General features: G+C 74.1%; 10 protein-coding genes. 2 read left to right on the top strand and 8 right to left on the bottom strand.

The window, feature by feature from the left end; all coding sequences use genetic code 11:
- Nucleotides 1-948: 948 nt before the first annotated feature.
- The 6 genes from IPG72_11855 to IPG72_11830 form a co-directional block, all read right to left on the bottom strand.
- Nucleotides 949-3,156 (bottom strand): hypothetical protein, encoded by a 2,208-nt coding sequence (locus IPG72_11855; protein MBK6769681.1) that lies wholly within the window; start codon nucleotides 3,154-3,156, stop codon nucleotides 949-951.
- A complete protein-coding gene (locus IPG72_11850) occupies nucleotides 3,153-7,625 on the bottom strand; it encodes a hypothetical protein (GenBank protein ID MBK6769680.1) in 4,473 nt (1,490 codons plus the stop codon). The genes IPG72_11855 and IPG72_11850 overlap by 4 nt, the downstream gene beginning before the upstream one ends.
- A gap of 38 nt (nucleotides 7,626-7,663) precedes the next feature.
- Nucleotides 7,664-9,130 carry a hypothetical protein gene (locus tag IPG72_11845; protein ID MBK6769679.1) on the bottom strand — a complete coding sequence of 489 codons (1,467 nt, stop codon included), beginning with the start codon at nucleotides 9,128-9,130 and terminating at the stop codon, nucleotides 7,664-7,666.
- Between the two features lie 10 nt (nucleotides 9,131-9,140).
- Nucleotides 9,141-9,767, bottom strand: coding sequence for an RNA polymerase sigma factor (locus IPG72_11840; protein MBK6769678.1), 627 nt, complete (start codon nucleotides 9,765-9,767; stop codon nucleotides 9,141-9,143).
- 232 nt (nucleotides 9,768-9,999) lie between these two features.
- A complete protein-coding gene (locus IPG72_11835) occupies nucleotides 10,000-11,187 on the bottom strand; it encodes a hypothetical protein (protein MBK6769677.1) in 1,188 nt (395 codons plus the stop codon).
- A gap of 141 nt (nucleotides 11,188-11,328) precedes the next feature.
- Nucleotides 11,329-12,075: a molybdenum cofactor guanylyltransferase gene (locus IPG72_11830; GenBank protein ID MBK6769676.1), complete on the bottom strand. Its 747-nt coding sequence runs from the start codon at nucleotides 12,073-12,075 to the stop codon at nucleotides 11,329-11,331.
- A gap of 78 nt (nucleotides 12,076-12,153) precedes the next feature.
- Here IPG72_11830 and asnB point away from each other — a divergent pair, with 78 nt between their 5' ends.
- Entirely contained in the window at nucleotides 12,154-14,196 is a 2,043-nt protein-coding gene (gene asnB / locus IPG72_11825; GenBank protein ID MBK6769675.1) for an asparagine synthase (glutamine-hydrolyzing), read from the top strand.
- Nucleotides 14,197-14,276: 80 nt separating this feature from the next.
- On the opposite strand, the gene IPG72_11820 is transcribed toward asnB, so the two are convergent.
- Nucleotides 14,277-14,702 carry a hypothetical protein gene (locus IPG72_11820; GenBank protein MBK6769674.1) on the bottom strand — a complete coding sequence of 142 codons (426 nt, stop codon included), beginning with the start codon at nucleotides 14,700-14,702 and terminating at the stop codon, nucleotides 14,277-14,279.
- 243 nt (nucleotides 14,703-14,945) lie between these two features.
- Here IPG72_11820 and IPG72_11815 point away from each other — a divergent pair, with 243 nt between their 5' ends.
- Nucleotides 14,946-16,232 (top strand): MFS transporter, encoded by a 1,287-nt coding sequence (locus IPG72_11815; protein ID MBK6769673.1) that lies wholly within the window; start codon nucleotides 14,946-14,948, stop codon nucleotides 16,230-16,232.
- A gap of 10 nt (nucleotides 16,233-16,242) precedes the next feature.
- Here IPG72_11815 and IPG72_11810 read toward each other — a convergent pair whose 3' ends face one another.
- Nucleotides 16,243-17,055, bottom strand: coding sequence for a WecB/TagA/CpsF family glycosyltransferase (locus tag IPG72_11810; protein MBK6769672.1), 813 nt, complete (start codon nucleotides 17,053-17,055; stop codon nucleotides 16,243-16,245).

Genomic DNA, 17,055 nt, shown 5'->3' with positions numbered 1-17,055 from the left:
CGGCGTAGCCGCTGACGCGGGAAACGGCCCACCGGACGGGCGCCGTGCGGCCCTCGCCGGGGACGGCGGCTGAGGCGGCGTCGAAGTCGGCTTGCGTCACGGTGCGATCCGCGGTGGTGCCGGGACAGAGCGCCCAGCAGTCGGACGTGGCGCCGAGCGGATGGGCTTGGACGAGGTAGGGCGGCGGGACGCACAACAGCAACCGCAAGAGGACGGCGGTGTCGTGGCGACTGGGTGCGAGCGTCCCGGACCAGAGGACGGCGCCTTCCGGGCCGCCGGCGCGGACCGTCACGGCCATCGGCGGGAGCGGACACTCCGCCACCTCGCGCTGGGCGCTGGCGGCGACGAGGCCGTCGCACGGGTGCGAGGCGAGGTCGAAGCCGCCGTCGGCGAGCACGGTGAGGCCGAGGCGCCATGGGCGGGGGCAGGCGGGAGGGGTGGCGGTGGGCGTGTCGGTGGGCAAGGGGGTGGGCGTCACCGTCGGGCGGGGCGTTCGCGTCCTCGGCGGGGCCGAGGTGGGCCGCATCGGCGGCGCGTTGAGGAGGGCATGGCGGGCGGCGAGCGGGAGGAAGATCTTGGGGAGGGGGATAAGATCGATGCGAACCGTCGGAGTCGGGTGCGTCGGCGGGCGAATCGTCGCCGACGGGCGGGGGATGACGGTGGCGGTGGGCGGCGGTTGTTGGGCGCGGGCGGCGAGCGGGGCGGCGAAGGCGGGCCGTGGGAGGAGGACGAGGGCGGTGGAAAGGGCGAGGGTGAGGAGGCGCGTCGCGGCGAGGGGGTTGCTTGCGCAGCGCGAACGGCTTGGGTCGGACGGGGGCGGCGGGAGCATGGCGTCCTCCTGGTGCCCCGGCATCGACGGCGGGCGCGACGGCGTGGGCTCGACGACGAGTTCGACGGCGTGGGCGACGAGGATCATAGGCCGTGCGGCGGGATTCGCGAACGGCTGCCTCAAGGCGTGCGTCGGAGGACGGGCAGGTGCGCCTTGTACACCCCCCACCCGTCCCCCGCGGCGCACGCCAGCGGTCCGGTGGCGGCGAGCACGCGGGCGATCGGGGCGCCGGGCGGCAGTGGGATGCCGGCGGCGGCGGTCCAGATGTCGCCGTCCGGAGACGCGACGTCGTCGACGGCCAGCACGGCCAGGCTGCCGGCAGCGGCGGGGCCGTCGGGGCGGATCGTCCTGTCCCAGCTGGCGGCGCTGATCAGCGCGGCGCCGCGGAACGAGGCGCCGCGGCCGTGCAGCGGCGGAATGGACACCGCGAGCTGGCCGTAGGGGGGCAGGCGGTGGCAGCGCACGGACACGAGGCCGTTCGCGTCGAAGACGAACAGGCCGAACGCCGTGCCGCCGACGCCGCCGCCCAGGTCGGCGACGATCAGCGTTGCCGGCATGCCCGGTGCCGGGTCGCCCGTCGTGCCGACGCGCGGGACGGCGATGAGACGGGTCGGGGTCTTGGGTGGGCTGTGGTCGGGCACCGTCGACAGCTCATAGGTCAGGGCGCCGGCGACTTCGTCGCGGCCCGGCATGGCCATGCGGGCGGGCGATTCGCCGGCGGATACCGTCCGGACGGGCGAATCGCCGGCGTACATCGTCCGAACGGCTACGTCGCCGGACGCGGCGGTCCGGACGGGCGATTCGACGGGCCGAGGTGCCGCGCGCACCTCCGCGACGGCGATGAGGTTGGGCGGCGCGTCGAAGCTGGCCGGATCGGGCACGCTCTCGACGGTCACATCGCCCACCCAGCCGCGCGGCCGGCCGATCTGCGCGCCGACGTCATCGCCCGTCCACGCCAAGCTGCCGCGAGGGCAGAGGTCGATGACGTGGGTCATCACCTGGCCGGCCGCCCGCACCGTCACCCGCACGCGTGCCGGCCGGTCACCGGCCATGTTCTGGATCGTCAGGCGCGAACGCACGTCCGCTCCGCCGCGCAGCCACGGGCCGTACAGCTTCGTGCCGCCGGACGTGTGGACCGGACGGGCATCGAAGGAACGGCGCAGATCGGCGGGCGGGGCGACGTACGTGGCGAGGCCGGCGGCGGGCTCGGGCGGGTCCGGCGACGGCCGGCCGTCGACTTCCAGCGGGCCGCCGACGGCGCCGACGACGTCCACGACGACGGCCAGCGGCTCGGAGCCGCGGATCCAGGCGCTGCCGTCGAACGCAGCGCGGCAGTCCGAGGCGCGGAAGCGGACGGATGCGCCCGGGGGCACGTTGCCGGAGTAGCACAGCGCGTCCGGCTGGCAGGCGTCGCGCGCCTGGAACCAGATGTCGACGGCCGCGCAGCACGAGCCCGCGTTCTGGACGGACAGCCACGTCTCGTCCGCCCCCGGCGCCGTCCGGACGGCCGGCACGGCGTACGTGCCGACCCAGGCCACGCGGTCATACCCCGCCAGCTGCCGCCCGGCCGCGCCCTCGTAGGCGCTGACGCCGGCGACGAGCTTGTTCGACGGCGAAGGACAGGTGCGGACGATGGAGGCGACGATCGGCGGTCCGTAGGCCGTCGCCAGCGGCACGCCGCCACCGGCTGCGGCCCCACTGTCCCACGCAGCGCGGAACGTCCGGTACTCGCCGCAGCTCGGCGTGCGGGGCGGCGGCGCGTCGCCCGCATCGTCGACATCCGCCCGCATCGCCAGCCCAACGCACGGCCAGGTGACCGATGCCGCCACGCTGAATGCGGCGGCGCTGCCGGCGTGTTCCGGCCAGCCGGCCGAGGTCGTGCCGAAGTCCCACGTGCCGCCCGGGCCGATCAGGCCGGAGCACACGACCGCCAGCGGCGGCCGGCAGGCCACGAAGCAGTCGCCCGGCGTGCCCCAGAGCCAGAGCATCACCCGCCCGGGCGAGGCGCCGACGTTCTGGACGCGCACCGCGGAGGCGCACGCCTGCCGGCCGAGCGGCGCGTCCAGCGCCGGCAGGAAGACCGGGTCGACGCGTGCCGGGTGGTAGGCGACCGGTCCGGCGCACGCCCGGTCGGCGAGGCCGCCGGACGGGTCGTGGATTGCCCCGTCGACCGCGCGCTCGAACCCCTGCTCGCCGAGCGGCGTCCGCGCGTCCGATCGCACGTCCACGCCTCGATCGTCACCCGCCCGCACCGCGCCCAGGCGCGCGGCGGCGAGGGCGACGGCGACGAGCGTCAGGGCGCGCGCGGCGCGGTGGGGGTGGGTCACCGGATGGCGACGGGTCGGGCGAAGGAGGCGGCGGGGATGCGGCGTGACGTTGGAACGGGCAGCCGCGCTGGTGCCGGGACGCACGCAGGGTCGTGCGCCAGCGTTCCCTGGACCGGGAACTCCGCACACCCGTGCGGGAAGACGACCGGCCACGGGAAGTCGGGGGAGAGCGGCACGGCGTTGTTCAGCGTCGCGTCGTCGTTGCCGGCCGCGCCGGACCAGCCGAAGGCGGCGTCGAGGTCGACGAGGTTGCGGACCAAGTTGCCCTCACCGTCGAAGACATCGTGCTCCCAGAAGAAGGCGCTGACGAGCAGGCTGCCTCGGAAGCCGTTGTTCACGAAGCCCCACGTGGTCAGGTCGATGTACTCCGTCTCGCGCTCGTTCAGCTTGTGGCAGATGTAGTCCAGGAGCCCATTCTGGTCGTAGACGTAGAGGACGACGTCCGTGAAGCCCGGCTTGTCCACCCGGTTGACGAGCGCGATCCGGCTCGTCTGGTCGCCGTGAGCCAACGTGTTCGCCGGGATCGCCTTGCCGACCGTCGGGATCGCCAGCCGCGTCACGCCGACGGCCGTGCCCCGGATCGTGCCCGCCGGGCTGCCTCTGGGCGCGAGGAGGCCGATCACGGCGTCGCGCGGCGGGGATTCGGCATCGGCCTGGCGCCACTGGAGGAGGGCGGCGGCGATCGGGGCGACGGTCGGACAGTCGGCGAGGGGCGCGCACGTGCTCGTGACGTGCACCGTGCCGCCGAACAGCGGCACGGCAACGTCGATGGCGGTCCCGGCGCCGGGCGTGATCGTGATGCCGTCGATACGGGTCGCGATGTCGCCCCTCCGGTCGCGGGCAATGAGGACGACGAAAGCGAGGCGATCCGGGTCGAGGTTCTGGATGAACATGCGGGCGCGCTGCGGGGCGGAAGGGGGCGAGGGCAGGAGCAGCGGTGCTGCGAGCGGGAAGTCGGGACGGTCCACTTGATCCGTCGCCGGCGGCGCGGCGTAGCTCGCCAGCGTCCCCGCCCCGCGGCCGACGACATCGACGACGACGGCCAGCGGCGCGGTGCCGACGGCCCAGCCGACGCCGGGCGACGCCAGACCGTCGCCGGGGGCTTCCGCAGCGAGGCACGCGGCGATGTCGACGGTGTGGGTCTCGCCGGGGGCGAGCGGGAGGTTCGCGCAGCGGGCGATGCCGCCACCGGCCGCGCGGTACGTCAGCTGGACGTCGGCGCACGTCAAGCCGGCGTTCTGGAGATAGACGAGCGTGCGCGACTGCGCGTCGGCGACAAGCGCGGGCAGCGGGTAGCGGTACTCCGCCACGTCGCCAGGACGGGTGTCCACCTGGCGGTGGCTCAGCGCGACGTAGCTGTCCGTGACGACCTCCGTGTCGGTGTCCATCGGCAGCGCGCTCGGGCACGCCCGCTCGACGTGGACTGCGACCGGGCCGCCGTAGGCGCGGTTCATCGGGACGCCTTCAAACGTCTCGCCGTTCAGGAACGCGCGATGGAAGCGCCGCTCGTCGTCGCCGTCGCCGACGATGTTGAAGAACAGCGTCTCGCACACGAAGTCGGCCGTCACGTCGTCGACGCCGATCTCGACGCCGATCTCGGACAGCAGCTTGGCGGTCAGCGAGACGACGTAGCCGCTCCTCGAACCGGTCGGGATCTGCGGGCCGATGAAATTCCAGCTGCCGCCCGGCCGGATCAGGCCGGAGCACTCGACCTTCAACGGACCGGCCGCCGCCGGCGGGCAGAAGCCCGGCTCGCCCCACGTGACGAGCACCGCCTTGCTGATCTCGGCACCCGTGTTCTGCGCCCGGACCTGAGCGGCGCAGACATCGTCGTCGCCGATAAAGTTGAGGATCGGAAGGTAGGCGATCGGCGGCCCCTGCAGGACGGCCACCGTCGCCACTCGATCGTAGCCCCAGCCGACCGTGACGTTGCGGCCCTTCCCCGGCCCGGCGGCCGGTTCGGCCGCGTCGAAATCGGCCTGGTTCACGGCGCGGACTTCGGGCGAGCCGGGGCAGGCGCGCCAACATGCGGCGCCATCGCCGGAACGGAAGATCGAGACGAAGTAGGGCGGCGGCGCGCACACCACGACGTGGATCGTGGCGCCGGCGCCGTTCGGGCTGACGGGCAGGTCGCCCCGCCACAGGAGCGTGGAATCGGCGGCACTTACGATCCCGACGCTGAACGTGGGCAGCGGGCAGCCGGCGACGCCAAGCGCGTCCGCCGGTTCGGCGCGGCCGTTGCAGGGCGTCACCATGTCGCCCTCGTCCGCGCCGCCATCGGCCACGGCGCTGAGGCGAACGTTCCACGGCGCGTCACAGGCCGACGGGGGAAGCGGCAGCGGCTTCTCCACGTTGCGGAGGAGGAACGGCAGGGAGATACGCCACATCGCCGTCCCTTCGGTCGGGCGTCCAACGGGGGGCGTGCCACCGGCCGAGGGCGTGGCGGTCGGGACGTTCGGACCACTCGGGCAGACGTCGCGCAGCGGCTTGCCGTCGACGCTCCGGCGGACGAGCGGGCCGTCGGCGGTTGCGAGGTGGATCGGGATGCCGCCCTGGATGCGCGTCGCGTCGCCGGGCGCGTCGTCGTCCGGCCGATCGTCCCACGGCATCGAGCCGACGGGGCGTTCGATGGCGGCGAGGGCGAGGCCGACGACGTTGGCGCGCAGCACGCCGCGTTCGTCGAACATGAGATGATCCCAGCTGGCGGCGCTGACGAGCGCGGCGCCGCGGAACGGGGGCACGTCGGTCGGCGCTGTGTCCAGCGTGACGTAAGCGACACTTTTTTCGAGCATGCTCCGGCACTCGAGGTTGCGGAACAGCCCGGCCTGCTCGCCAAAGGCGACGACGACGGATGTTAGGCCGGGCAGCGTCACGGTGTTGAGGATCGCCAGATCGCCGATGGTCCGCACGTCCGTCGACGGGGCGGCGACGTCCGGTACAACGAGGACCGCCGGGCCGTCGGCGAAGCGGCCGCGCCGCCCGCCCGTGACGCGGTAGGCGCCGGCCTCGCTGTCGTGGGCCGCGCCCGGCAGGCGGCGGGTGATCTCGACGACCGCCGCGACACCGGCCGGCGCGGGGGCCGGGTCGGCGGTCTGCCACGGCAGGCTCGCGATCCGCAGCGTGTAGCGATGGTCGGGCGTGAGACCGAGCGCCGAGCCGACGTCGACGTCGACGTGGCCGCTCGGGCAGATCCAGACGGTCTCGGCCGCCTCGATGTCGCCGCCGCGCTCGTGCGCGTACAGTTTCACCATGGCGGCGGTGTCCTGGCTGAGGTTCTGGAGCTGGACCGTCGTGCTCCAGCCGCCGATGTCTGCGTATACCAAGGGCGCGTGAAGGCTCGGGCCTGGCTCGACGGCGGCCGCCGGTGGCGGTTCCTCGACCGGCGCCGGCGCTGCCTCGTAGGCCGTCAGCGTCTCGGCGTCCGCGGTCTCGACGACGACGGCGAGCGGCTGCGTGCCGAGGACCCAGCCGGCGGATGCGCCGGAGGGCAGCAGCTCGGTCGGGACGACGCTGGCGCCCGGCGCGATGTCGCGGCTGAACACGCGCCGGGGCGGCTCGCACTCGGCACCGTCGCCGGCGAGGAGAAGCTCGACCGCAGCGTAGTCGGCGCCCGCGTTCTGGATGACGATCCGCGAGCGCGGTCCGGCGCCGGCGGCGTCGGGGCCGTGGAGAGCGGGGAGGGCATAGCGGTAGCGCTTGAGGGATGGCGTCCAGGCCGAGAGGCTGTCGTCGAACGGCGTGCCGGCATACTCCGCGGCGACCATGAACTCCTGGCCGGCCGCCTCGCACGACCGCTCGACCGCGACGGCCAGCGGGCCGCCCATCGCCTGAGCCAGCGGGACGCCCTTGAACTCTCCGCCGTCCATCAGGGCCTGGCGGAGCAGCCGCAGGTCGACGGGATCACCTAGGACGCCGAAGAACAGCTGCTCGCAGAGGTAGTCGCCGACGAGGTCGTCCTGACCGAGGCCGGGCGCGACTTCCGACAGGCGGCGCATGTTGAACGAGAAGACGACGCCGCTCCGGGGCTCCAGCACCTGAGGAGGCATCATGAAGCGCCACGTCGCGCCCGGCCGCAGCAGCCCGCCGCACTCCACCCCGGACGGACCTGCCGGTGTCCGGTCCCACGTCATGAGCGCCGGCTTCATCTCGACATCGCCGGCGTTGAATACGGCGACGACCCCCCCACAGAGGTCCGTCCCGACGGGGTCGCCCAGCAGCGGGACGAAGACCTGTCGCGCCCCGCGTTCCCGCACGCCCGCCCCATCCGGAGGTGCGGCCGGCGGCGCGGGCGTCGGCGAGGCGGGCGGCAGGGTGGTCGGCGGTGGCGACTGGAAGGGCGCCGGCGTCATCGTGGCGCGCTGCGCGTGGGCGGGATCGGCGGGCGTTGACCATAGGGTGAGAGCCGACGCCGCGGTGATGGCGACGAGCGCGAGGGCAGCGGGACCGATCGGTCGGTGCGCGGACGTCATTCCAATCGCTCCTGAGGTAGGTGAGCCGGCGGGCGACTTCACGGGGTTGCGGTCGGCAGCGGCCCGCAGCCGGGCGCGCTCCCGAGGTCGATGACGACGTCGGCGGATGGGCTCGCGCCGTCGGCGATCGGTAGCGTGAGGGCGGCGCAGGCGTCGAAGGTGGCGGCGCCGTTGAAATCGGCCAGGTAGAGGGGTTGCGGGCCGAGGCAGCCGCCGGCGACGGCGATGATCCAGCGGCCGGACGGAACGGCCGCCGACCACTGGCCGTCGGCGTCCGTCGTCGCCGTTCGCGCGAACGCCGGGCGCGCGAGCGGGTCGCAGCCCGTCGGGTAGTCAGGGGCGACGGACGCGAGCCCGACGGTCACGCCGGCCAGCGGGACGACGACGCTGCCGTCGCGCAGGCGGACGGTGCCGGCGAGGGTGGCGGTGTCGGGCGGAGCGGTCAGGGTCGGCGGTGCGGTCATCGCCGGCGGCGGGGTCGGCGGGGTCCGCGTCGTCGGATCGGGCGATGCCGAGGCCGGCGTCGGGGCGGCCGGGGTGTCCGTGCCGTCCGGACGACCGGGCGGGACGACGACGGGTGGCGGAACAGGGTCGCCGGTCGCCGCGCCGGTGGGCGGTTTATCCGGGCCGCCGCGCGGCGGGTCCGCGACGGACGTCGCGCCGTCGTCCGATGCCGGATCGCCGGTGGCGGGCATCGGCGGTGCGCTCAGCTTATCGAGGGGCTCGAGCCAGCCGGCCGGTGCCACGGCGGCGGGCACTTCCTCGTTCGGTGCGGACGGCGGTCGGACGGGGCCGGACGTCGCGATCGAACGGGCATGCGTTCGCCGGACGACAGTGGCGACCGCAACGGAGCGGACACCGGGCGCGGCGCCGGCGCCGCCGGTCGATGGGCCCGCCGGACCGCGCGACTCCGGGGCGGAGGGTACCCGGCCGGTCCGCCAGCGGACGAACGCGCTGTGCACGCGCCAGAGAGGGTCGCCGGGCGCGCTGCGTTCGGCGGCATAGGCCAGGCCGGCGACGGTGAAGAGGGCGACGGTGAGGCTGAGCGCCAACACGGCCGGCAGGCCGAGGGCGGGGAAGAGCGTTCGGCGGAGATGGGGCGAAGGCAGAGCCGGCGCGCGATGTGTGGCCGGGCCGTCGCTATCGTCCCGACGACGAAGCCACGGGAGGACAGCCCAGCGTCGCGTGGTTCGGGCGGCTTCGGCGGCGAGGAGGGCCTCCAATCGGACGAGGTCGCCGTGGAGGCGGGCGCGGAAGACCGGGGAGAGGGTCGGGCGCGGGAGCGCGGCGATCGCGTCGCCGATGGGCGCGAGGAGGTCGTCGGCCGTGTCGAACAGGTCGGCCGGGTCGAGCGGGTGGACGAGGTCGCGCGCGTCGACCGGGGTGACGCTGTCGTGCGCCTGGATCGGACCGATCCCATCGTGCGCATCGACGGGTACCGGCGTGCTGCCGTTGCGGTTCGAGCGGGATGCGTGACGCTGTTCGGAGCGGATGGGCTCGTCCACGTGGGACTCCTCAGGCGATCTGGATCGAGACAAGCTCACCGCGCAGCTTGGCGAGGGCTTGGTGCTGGACGTTCTTGACGGCGTTCACCGATCGGCCGAGTGCTTCCGCGGTCTCGGCGACGCTCAGGCCGGCGATGAAGCGGAGCGCGACGACGTCGTGCTGGAGCGGCGTGAGGCGCGCCAAGGCGGCTGTGAGGCGAGGAGCGTCGGTCAGGGCGTCGAGCATGTCGGTGGGGTCGGTGGCGCCATGCTGGGTTGCGGGTGGGACATGGGGCTCGGTCGAACCGTCGAGCGCCTCCAACGGCTCAGAGGTGCGTCCGGCGGAGCGCCAATGGTTCGCCAGGCGGTTGTGGGCGATCCGCATGAGCCAGCCGACGAACCGCTCGGGCTCGCGCAGCGTGCGGGCGGCTTTCAAGGCGGCGATGAAGACGTCCTGGGTGAGGTCCTCCGCCACGCTTGCATCGCGCACGCGAAAGCTGAAGTAGTAGAAGACCGCCTCGACGTGCCGCTGGTAGAGCGCCGCGAACGCCCCCGGCTCGCCGCACGCGGCGCGGGCGGCGAGGTCGGCGTCGGTGTCGACCGGCGCTGCGGCGGGGCCGGAAGGGGGGCGATGGAGTTCGGCGAGGAGGATCGTCACGCTGTGCCCATCCGCTTGTTGCGCACCCACGGCCGTCGAGGCGGAAGCGCGAAGGACCGGGCGGCTGCGCGGTGCTTCGCGTCGGGGGGTTGGACACGGATGGGTGAGGATAGGTTAGAGGGTTTCCGGGGCGAGGGGTTAGGGCGCTGGGCGGAAACGGCGGATCGCCGCCGATCACCCGCCGCTCGCCCGTCGTTTTCGCCGCCGATCGCCATGCCTCGCAAGCGTGATCCTACCGCTGTCGATACGCCGCCTTGCAGTTCAGCTTCACGTAGGCGAACAGCTTGCGCGCGCCCTCCGCGACGGCCGGGTCGGGATCGTCCTGCAGGGCGATCAGGTCGGGCGTGCGGGTTGGGCAGAGGTCGCGCAGCCAGAGCCACTGGCGCGCGGATGGGTCGGCGTAGGCGGGCACGATGGGGCGGAGGGAGGCGGCGGAGGCGTTGCGGAGGAGGGTCTCCCAGATCAGGCGGCCGGCGGGGTCGGGCTCGTCGAGGTGGCGGCCGAGGGCGTCGATGAGGGCGGGTTCGAGGAGTACGGGTGCGGCGGCCTGGAACGTCGCGGCGGCGGCGGCCAGACGGGTCGCGGGGTCGCCGTGGTCGAGGGCGTCGGCGGCGATCGGCTGGAAGGCGCGCGGCAGGCGCGGCGCCGCTTCGAGCGCAGCGGCGCGCAGGGCGGGTGTGGCCAGGGCGTGGCCGCGGAGGGTCGCGGCAGGGTCGGCGGTCAGCCACCACAGGGCGGGGGCGACGGGGCCGCCGGCGGCGTCGGCGCTGTGCGTGAGGCCGGCGAGGATGCGCTCGGCGAGCGAGGACTTGGCAGCGAGCGACAGGTAGGGCTGGCCGGTCGCGCGGGCGCGTTCGGCCAGGGCGCGGGCGGCGGCAGCGTTGGGTGCGGCGGTGTCGAGGAGCGCTTCGCGCTCGGCGGGTGACGTGTAGCGGTGCGCCTCGAGGACGAGGGCGCGGTCGAGGGCGGCGGGGTCGACGGCGGCGCGGGCGGCGAGGTCGGTCCAGGCGGCGGCGCGCCACCGCGGGCCGGCGAAGGTGAGCGACAAGCCGACGGTCATGAGGGACAACGTGCCGATCGCCCAGCGGCCGGTCGGGCGGCGGCCGTACACGAGCGCGGCGACGACAGGGATCGGGCCGAGGGCGAGCATCGCCCAGCCGAGACCGCGGACGAGGCCGGTCAGCGCGAGCGGTGCGCGAAGGCCCATCAGGCCGAGCCAGAGGCTGAGCTCGGCGCCGAGCAGGAAGGACGGTGCGGTGGCGGCCAGGGCCAGGATCTGCCAGCCGACGCTCCCGAGCTCCTGCCACGTCTCGCGCCGGCGGGGACATGCGGCCAGATACGTCGCCAAGCCGAGGAGGAAGCCGAAGAGCCAGGTGAGCGGCTCGAGTTGGAGCCAGAGGACAAGGGATGGGGTGGACATTCGGGGGCCTTGTGGTGATCGATGCCGGTTATCGGCGACGGCTGGGGCGGCGCGCGCAGACAGCGCCTGCGTCGAACGCACGGGCGTGACGATCCGTGACCGCTCGCATCGGATCGCACCCAACCAAGCGCATGTACGGCGCTACGGCGCCATTCGGTTCAGCAGCTGGGCTGCCGCCGCCAGATCGGTGAGCGTGTTGACGTTGTGGAACGATCGGCCGTCCGGGTCGGCGGCGCGCCAGCGGTCCGGGGGGACGATGACGGATGGGACGGTCGAGGCGACCATGGTGGCCGGCGCCGGCCCGTTGGACAGCAGCCGCTCGATGGCCGGGACGCAGCCGCGGCGGTAGGCGGCCAGGAGCGGCTGCAGGCCGCCGGCGCCGACGTCGGGTGTCGGGTGGCGGGCGGGCAACGGGGTCGGGCCGGCGTCCGGGAGGGCCGCCAAGGCGTCGCCGATGGCGTCGGCGAGGAGGGTAAGGAGGGGCGGCTGGACGAGCGGCAGGTCGCACGCGACGGCCAGGACGAGGTCGGTCGGGGCCGCGCTGATGCCGGCGTGAAGGCCGGACAGCGGGCAGCGCGCGGGCAGGCGATCGACGATGACCGGCACGCCGAAGCGGTCGTAGCGCGGGTCGTCGTCGTGCGTGACGATGATGCGGTGGGCGGCGATGGTGGCGAGCGCGTCGAGCACCCAGGCGATGAGCGGCCGGCCGGCAAGCTCGATGAATGCCTTGTCCATGCCCATCCGCCGGCTGCGGCCGCCGGCGAGGACGACGCCGGTGACCGGCTCGGCGCTCGTCCGGAGCGGCCGAGTGGCGACGTCGGTCGCGACCGTCGCGGACGGCGTCGCGGCGACGGGGTGGCCGAGCGGCGAAGGAGGGCGGCGGGGCATGACGCGGATGGTGCCACAGGGCGGGACCGGCGGCCACATCGAGGGCCGCGCCCCCGTCCTGCCCGTATAATCGCCCGCATGTGCGGCATATACGGCGTCGTCGTCCGACCGGGCGCGGCCATCGACCCGGCCCGTGTGGCGGCGATGGGCGCGGCGCTGGCCCACCGCGGGCCGGACGATGCGCACGTCTGGCGCGACGGCACGGCGGCGCTGGGTGCGACGCGGCTGTCGATCATCGACGTCGAGGGCGGCCGGCAGCCGGTGACGAACGAGGACGGCTCGATCGTCGCCTGCCAGAACGGCGAGCTCTACAACTACGGCGAGCTGCGGCAACGGCTCGCCGCGGCCGGCCATCGCTTCGACAACCGGGGCGACACCGATCTCCTGCCGCACCTGTACGAGGCAGACGGGCTCGACTTTCCGCGGCGGCTGCGCGGGATGTTCGCCGTGGCGCTGTGGGACGCGCCCCGCGGCCGGCTGGTGCTGGCGCGCGACCGCCTCGGCATCAAGCCGCTGCACTACGCCGAGACGGCGGACGGGCTCTGGTTTGCCAGCGAGATCAAGGCGATCCTGGCGGCGGGCGTCCATCGTGCGTTGGATGCGCAGGCGCTGCACGATTATCTCAGCCTGGACTACGTGCCCGGACCGGCGACGATGTTCGCCGGCGTGCGGAAGCTGGCGGCCGGGACGATGCTCGTCTGGGACGCGGCGGCCCCGCGCGGGCCGGCGATCGGCGTGCGGCGGTGGTGGTCGCTGCCCGCACAACACGGGGCATCGGCGGCCGGTCAGGCGGCGGGCGGCGACGGCGCGCCGCCGCTGCCGCGCAGCGAGGCCGGCCTCGTCGCGCTCGTCCGCACGGCGCTCGAGGATGCCGTGGCGGCCCATTTGGTCAGCGACGTGCCGGTCGGTGCGTTCCTGTCGGGCGGGATCGACTCGAGCGTCGTCGTCGCGCTCATGCAGCGGATGGCCGGCGGGCGGGTCGAGACGTTCAGCGTCGGCTTCGACGACCGCTCGTACGACGAGCTGCCGTTTGCCAAGCGCGTGGCGGCCCACTGCGGCACGGTGCACCACGAGGCCGTCGTCCGGCCGGCCGCCGCCGACCTCGTCCACGACCTCGTCGACGCCTTCGACGAGCCGTTCGCCGACTCGTCGGCCATCGGCTCGTGGATCGTGGCGCGCGAGGCGGCCGGGCACACCAAGGTCGTGCTCTCGGGCGACGGGGGGGACGAGGTCTTCGGCGGCTACGTGATCTACCAGGCCGACCGGCTGGCGGCGATCGGACGGCGGCTGCCGTCGTTCCTCACGCAGCGCCTGCTGCCGGCGATCGCCCGCGCGGTGCCGGCCTCCGATCGCAAGATGGCGCTTGACCTGCGCCTGCAGCGCTTCGCCCGCGGCGTCGCGCTCGATCCGCTGGCGGCGCACCTGGCGTGGCGGGAGATCTTCACCGAGGAGGCGAAGGCGACACTCTACGCCGCCCCTTCCGGCATCGGCGTCGCATCCCACGCCGACGCCGACCGCCCATCGAACCGGGGCATCGATCCCGCATCCAACGCCCGTGTAGGGGCACGGCATGCCGTGCCCTCACTCGCCAACCGCCCAACCCTCGACCTGCTGCGAGCCGCCCACGACGCCTACCCCCACGCCGACCCGATCAACCGCTTGATGGCCGTCGACGCCTCGATCAGCCTCGTCGACGACATGCTCACGAAGGTGGACCGCACGAGCATGGCGCACGGCCTTGAGGTGCGCGTCCCGCTCCTCGACCACCCGCTCGTCGAGCTGCTCGCGCGCGTCCCCGACGTCTACAAGGTCCGTCCGATCCACCGCGGCATGGCGCTCAAGCCGTTGCTCCGGCGCGTGGCCGCGGATCTGCTGCCGCGCGACATCGTCCACCGGCCGAAGGCGGGCTTCCACGTTCCGATCCCGGCGTGGCTGAAGGGCGAGCTGCGGCCGCTCCTGACCGACGTGCTGGCGCCCGAGCGCGTGCGGCGGCAGGGTGTGTTCGATCCGGCGGCCGTCGACGCGCTCGTCCGCGCCCACCTGGAGGGTCGGCGGAACCTCAGCCGCGAGTTGTGGGGGCTGATGATGTTCGGGCTGTGGTTCGATCGGCACCTTGGGTGACGGCCGTTGCCCGCTGCAGCGCACGCTGCGCGCGCTGCCGGTCCACCAGGGCGCGTGCCGTGACCGGCGCTCGGGTCGACCTATTCGGTGTAGAGCCTGCCGGCGATGTAGCCGCCCACCAACGCGATGACGAGCGATGCGACGCCGGCCATGGCGACGAACGACCACCCGAACACGCCAAGGCCCGCCAGGCCGATTGAGAGCGGCAGGCCGGGCAGCCAGACGAGGACGCCGGCGATCAGCGCCGTGCGCACGCCGGGACCGAAGCGCGGCCGGATGGCCGCGTAGAGGAACGCGACGAGGATGCCGTAGACGATGTCCGTCAGCAGCAAGGCCGCCAGGCCGCCGAAGCCGCCTTCCGAGAACGGCGGCAGGTTGAGCCGCGTCATCGCCGCATCCCAGTACGACGACAGGAGCAAGCCGTTCGTGAGCATGTCGACGACGACCATGGCCACGCCCGACGCGGCGCTGGCGACCAGCACCTTCTTGCCGTTGATCCCAGCCATGCGACGATCCTCCTCGGGTGACGGGCGGAGCGGTCCACTCCGCCCGGTGCGCGGCGCCTATTTTCGCCCGTCGGGGAGGGCCGTCAAGCGCCCTGGCTGTCCGTGACCGGGCCGAGCCCCGCCGAACGCGTCGCCCGCAACGCCGCGTCGTCCAGCCCGACGCCCGGACCCGCATCGCCCCCTCTGTCACGCAACGTCATCGCCCTGTCCGCCGCCAGCTTCCTGCGCGACATCGCCAGCGAGATGCTCACCCACCTCGTGCCCGTCTTCCTGGCCGAGACGCTCGGCGCGCGGACCGCCGTCGTCGGCCTGATCGAGGGCCTGGCCGAGACGACCGCCAGCCTCACGAAGCTCTACAGCGGTCGCCTATCCGACCGCTGGGGCCGCCGCAAGGGCCTCACGGCCTCCGGCTACGGCGTCGCCGCCGCCGCGCTGCCTGTGCTGTTCGCCGCCGCAACCTGGCCCGTCGTCCTGTTGGCCCGCCTCCTCGACCGCCTGGGCAAAGGCATCCGCACGGCGCCGCGCGATGCGCTCCTGGCCGACGCCGTGACGCCCGAGACCCGCGGCCGCGCGTTCGGCCTCCACCGCGCCGCCGACAGCGCCGGCGCGTTCGTCGGGCTGCTCGTGGCCATGGCGATCGTCTGGCGCGCCGGGATCGGGGCGTTGCCGTTGGATGAGGCGACGTTTCGGACGATCGTGGGGTGGGCGGTGGTGCCGGCGGTGTTGGCGGTCGTCGTGATCGTTGTTGGGGTGCGGGAGGGGGGGCGTAAGGCATTTGGAGACACGCGGCCTACGGCCCTCTCCCCCAGACCCCCTCCCGAACCCCACCGCACCTTCGGTGCGGCGGGGACCCCGTCGAGCCGTTTGGGGGAGGGGGAGGATGCTTGGCTCGAGGAAGGGACCGCAGAGTCGTCGATGTGGGGGAACACGGCGTTCGGGCGATTCCTGATCGTCACGGTGCTCTTCACGCTGGCGAACGCGAGCGATGCGTTCCTCGTGCTCCGCGCGCGGAGCCTCGGCGCTTCGCTGATCGAGGTGCTGGCGCTGCTTGCACTGTTCAACCTCGTGTACGCGGCGTTGTCGACGTGGGCAGGCGGACTGTCCGATCGCATTCCGCGGCGACGGTTGATCGTCGCAGGCTGGTTGATCTACGCCGGCGTCTACGTCGGCTTCGCGTTCGCCGACGCGCCGGGCTGGTTGTGGCTGCTGTACGGGGCCTACGGCATCTACTACGCCCTGACCGAGGGCGTCGCCAAGGCGATCGTCGCCGACCTTGTGCCAGCCGAACGGCGCGGTGCGGCGTACGGCGCGTACCACGCGGCCGTCGGCCTGACGGCGCTGCCGGCGAGCGTGCTGGCGGGCGTGCTGTGGCAGGGCGTCGGTGGGTGGGGCGGGTTCGGGCCGCGGGCGCCGTTCCTCGTTGGGGCGGGGATGGCGGTGGGGGCGGCGGGGTTGATGGCGGGGTGGGTCGGGCGGGCGTCGGCGGCAGATCGCGCGGACGTGCGTGGGCAAGGACCGCGAGGCGGCTGACGACCGCGCGCTACATGCCCGCGGCCCGCCGCCCCGCCGCCGCGACCGTCATTCCGACGAACCGCACGAGCCGCAGCTGCCTCCGCCACCGCCACGGTTCCGTCCCGAGCCGCCACAGCCAGATGAGCCCGATCCGCGCCACCCACCGCGGCGGCCACGGCGCGATGCCGGCGATGAAGTTGAACGTGCCGCCCACCCCCATCCCGACCGGGATCCCGAGGGCCGGCAGGTGCTTCGCGAGCCAGACTTCCTGGGCGGGCGTGCCGTAGGCGACGAGGAGAACGTCGATCGGCGCCGCCGCGGCCAGGGCGGCGCGGACCACGTCGAGATCACCGGGCCGTGGGCTGCCGGCGAACGTCCCCGCGATCCGAATCCCCGGATGATCGGCCGCGAGTCGGTCCGCTGCCGCGGCGGCGACGCCCTCGGCCGCGCCCAGCAGGAACAGGCGCCAGCCCGCATCCGCGGCGGCGGGGGCGAGGCGGACGGTCAGCGCGCTGCCGGGGACGACGGCGCGGATCGGTGTGCCGAGCATGCGCGCCGCCCACCGGATCCCGACACCGTCGGGCGTGGCGAGTGCGGCGCCGGCCAGCGCGGCGGCCAGCGATGGGTCGCGACGCGCCTGGACCACCATCTCGGGGTTCGGCGTCACCACGAGGTGCGACCGGCCGTTCGTGCGTCCGTCGGCCACCAGATCGGCGATCCGGGCGATGGCCTCGTCGAACGTCACGTCGTCGATCCAAGTGCCGAGGATGTCCGCGCGACGGTTGCGCGGCGGCGGCGCGGCGGTCGCGCCCGGCGCACCGGGCGGCTGTTCGGGTATCAT

The organism is Candidatus Avedoeria danica, from assembly GCA_016703025.1.
Classification (GTDB): domain Bacteria; phylum Chloroflexota; class Anaerolineae; order Epilineales; family Epilineaceae; genus Avedoeria; species Avedoeria danica.
This window is presented reverse-complemented; position numbering and strand designations above follow the sequence as displayed.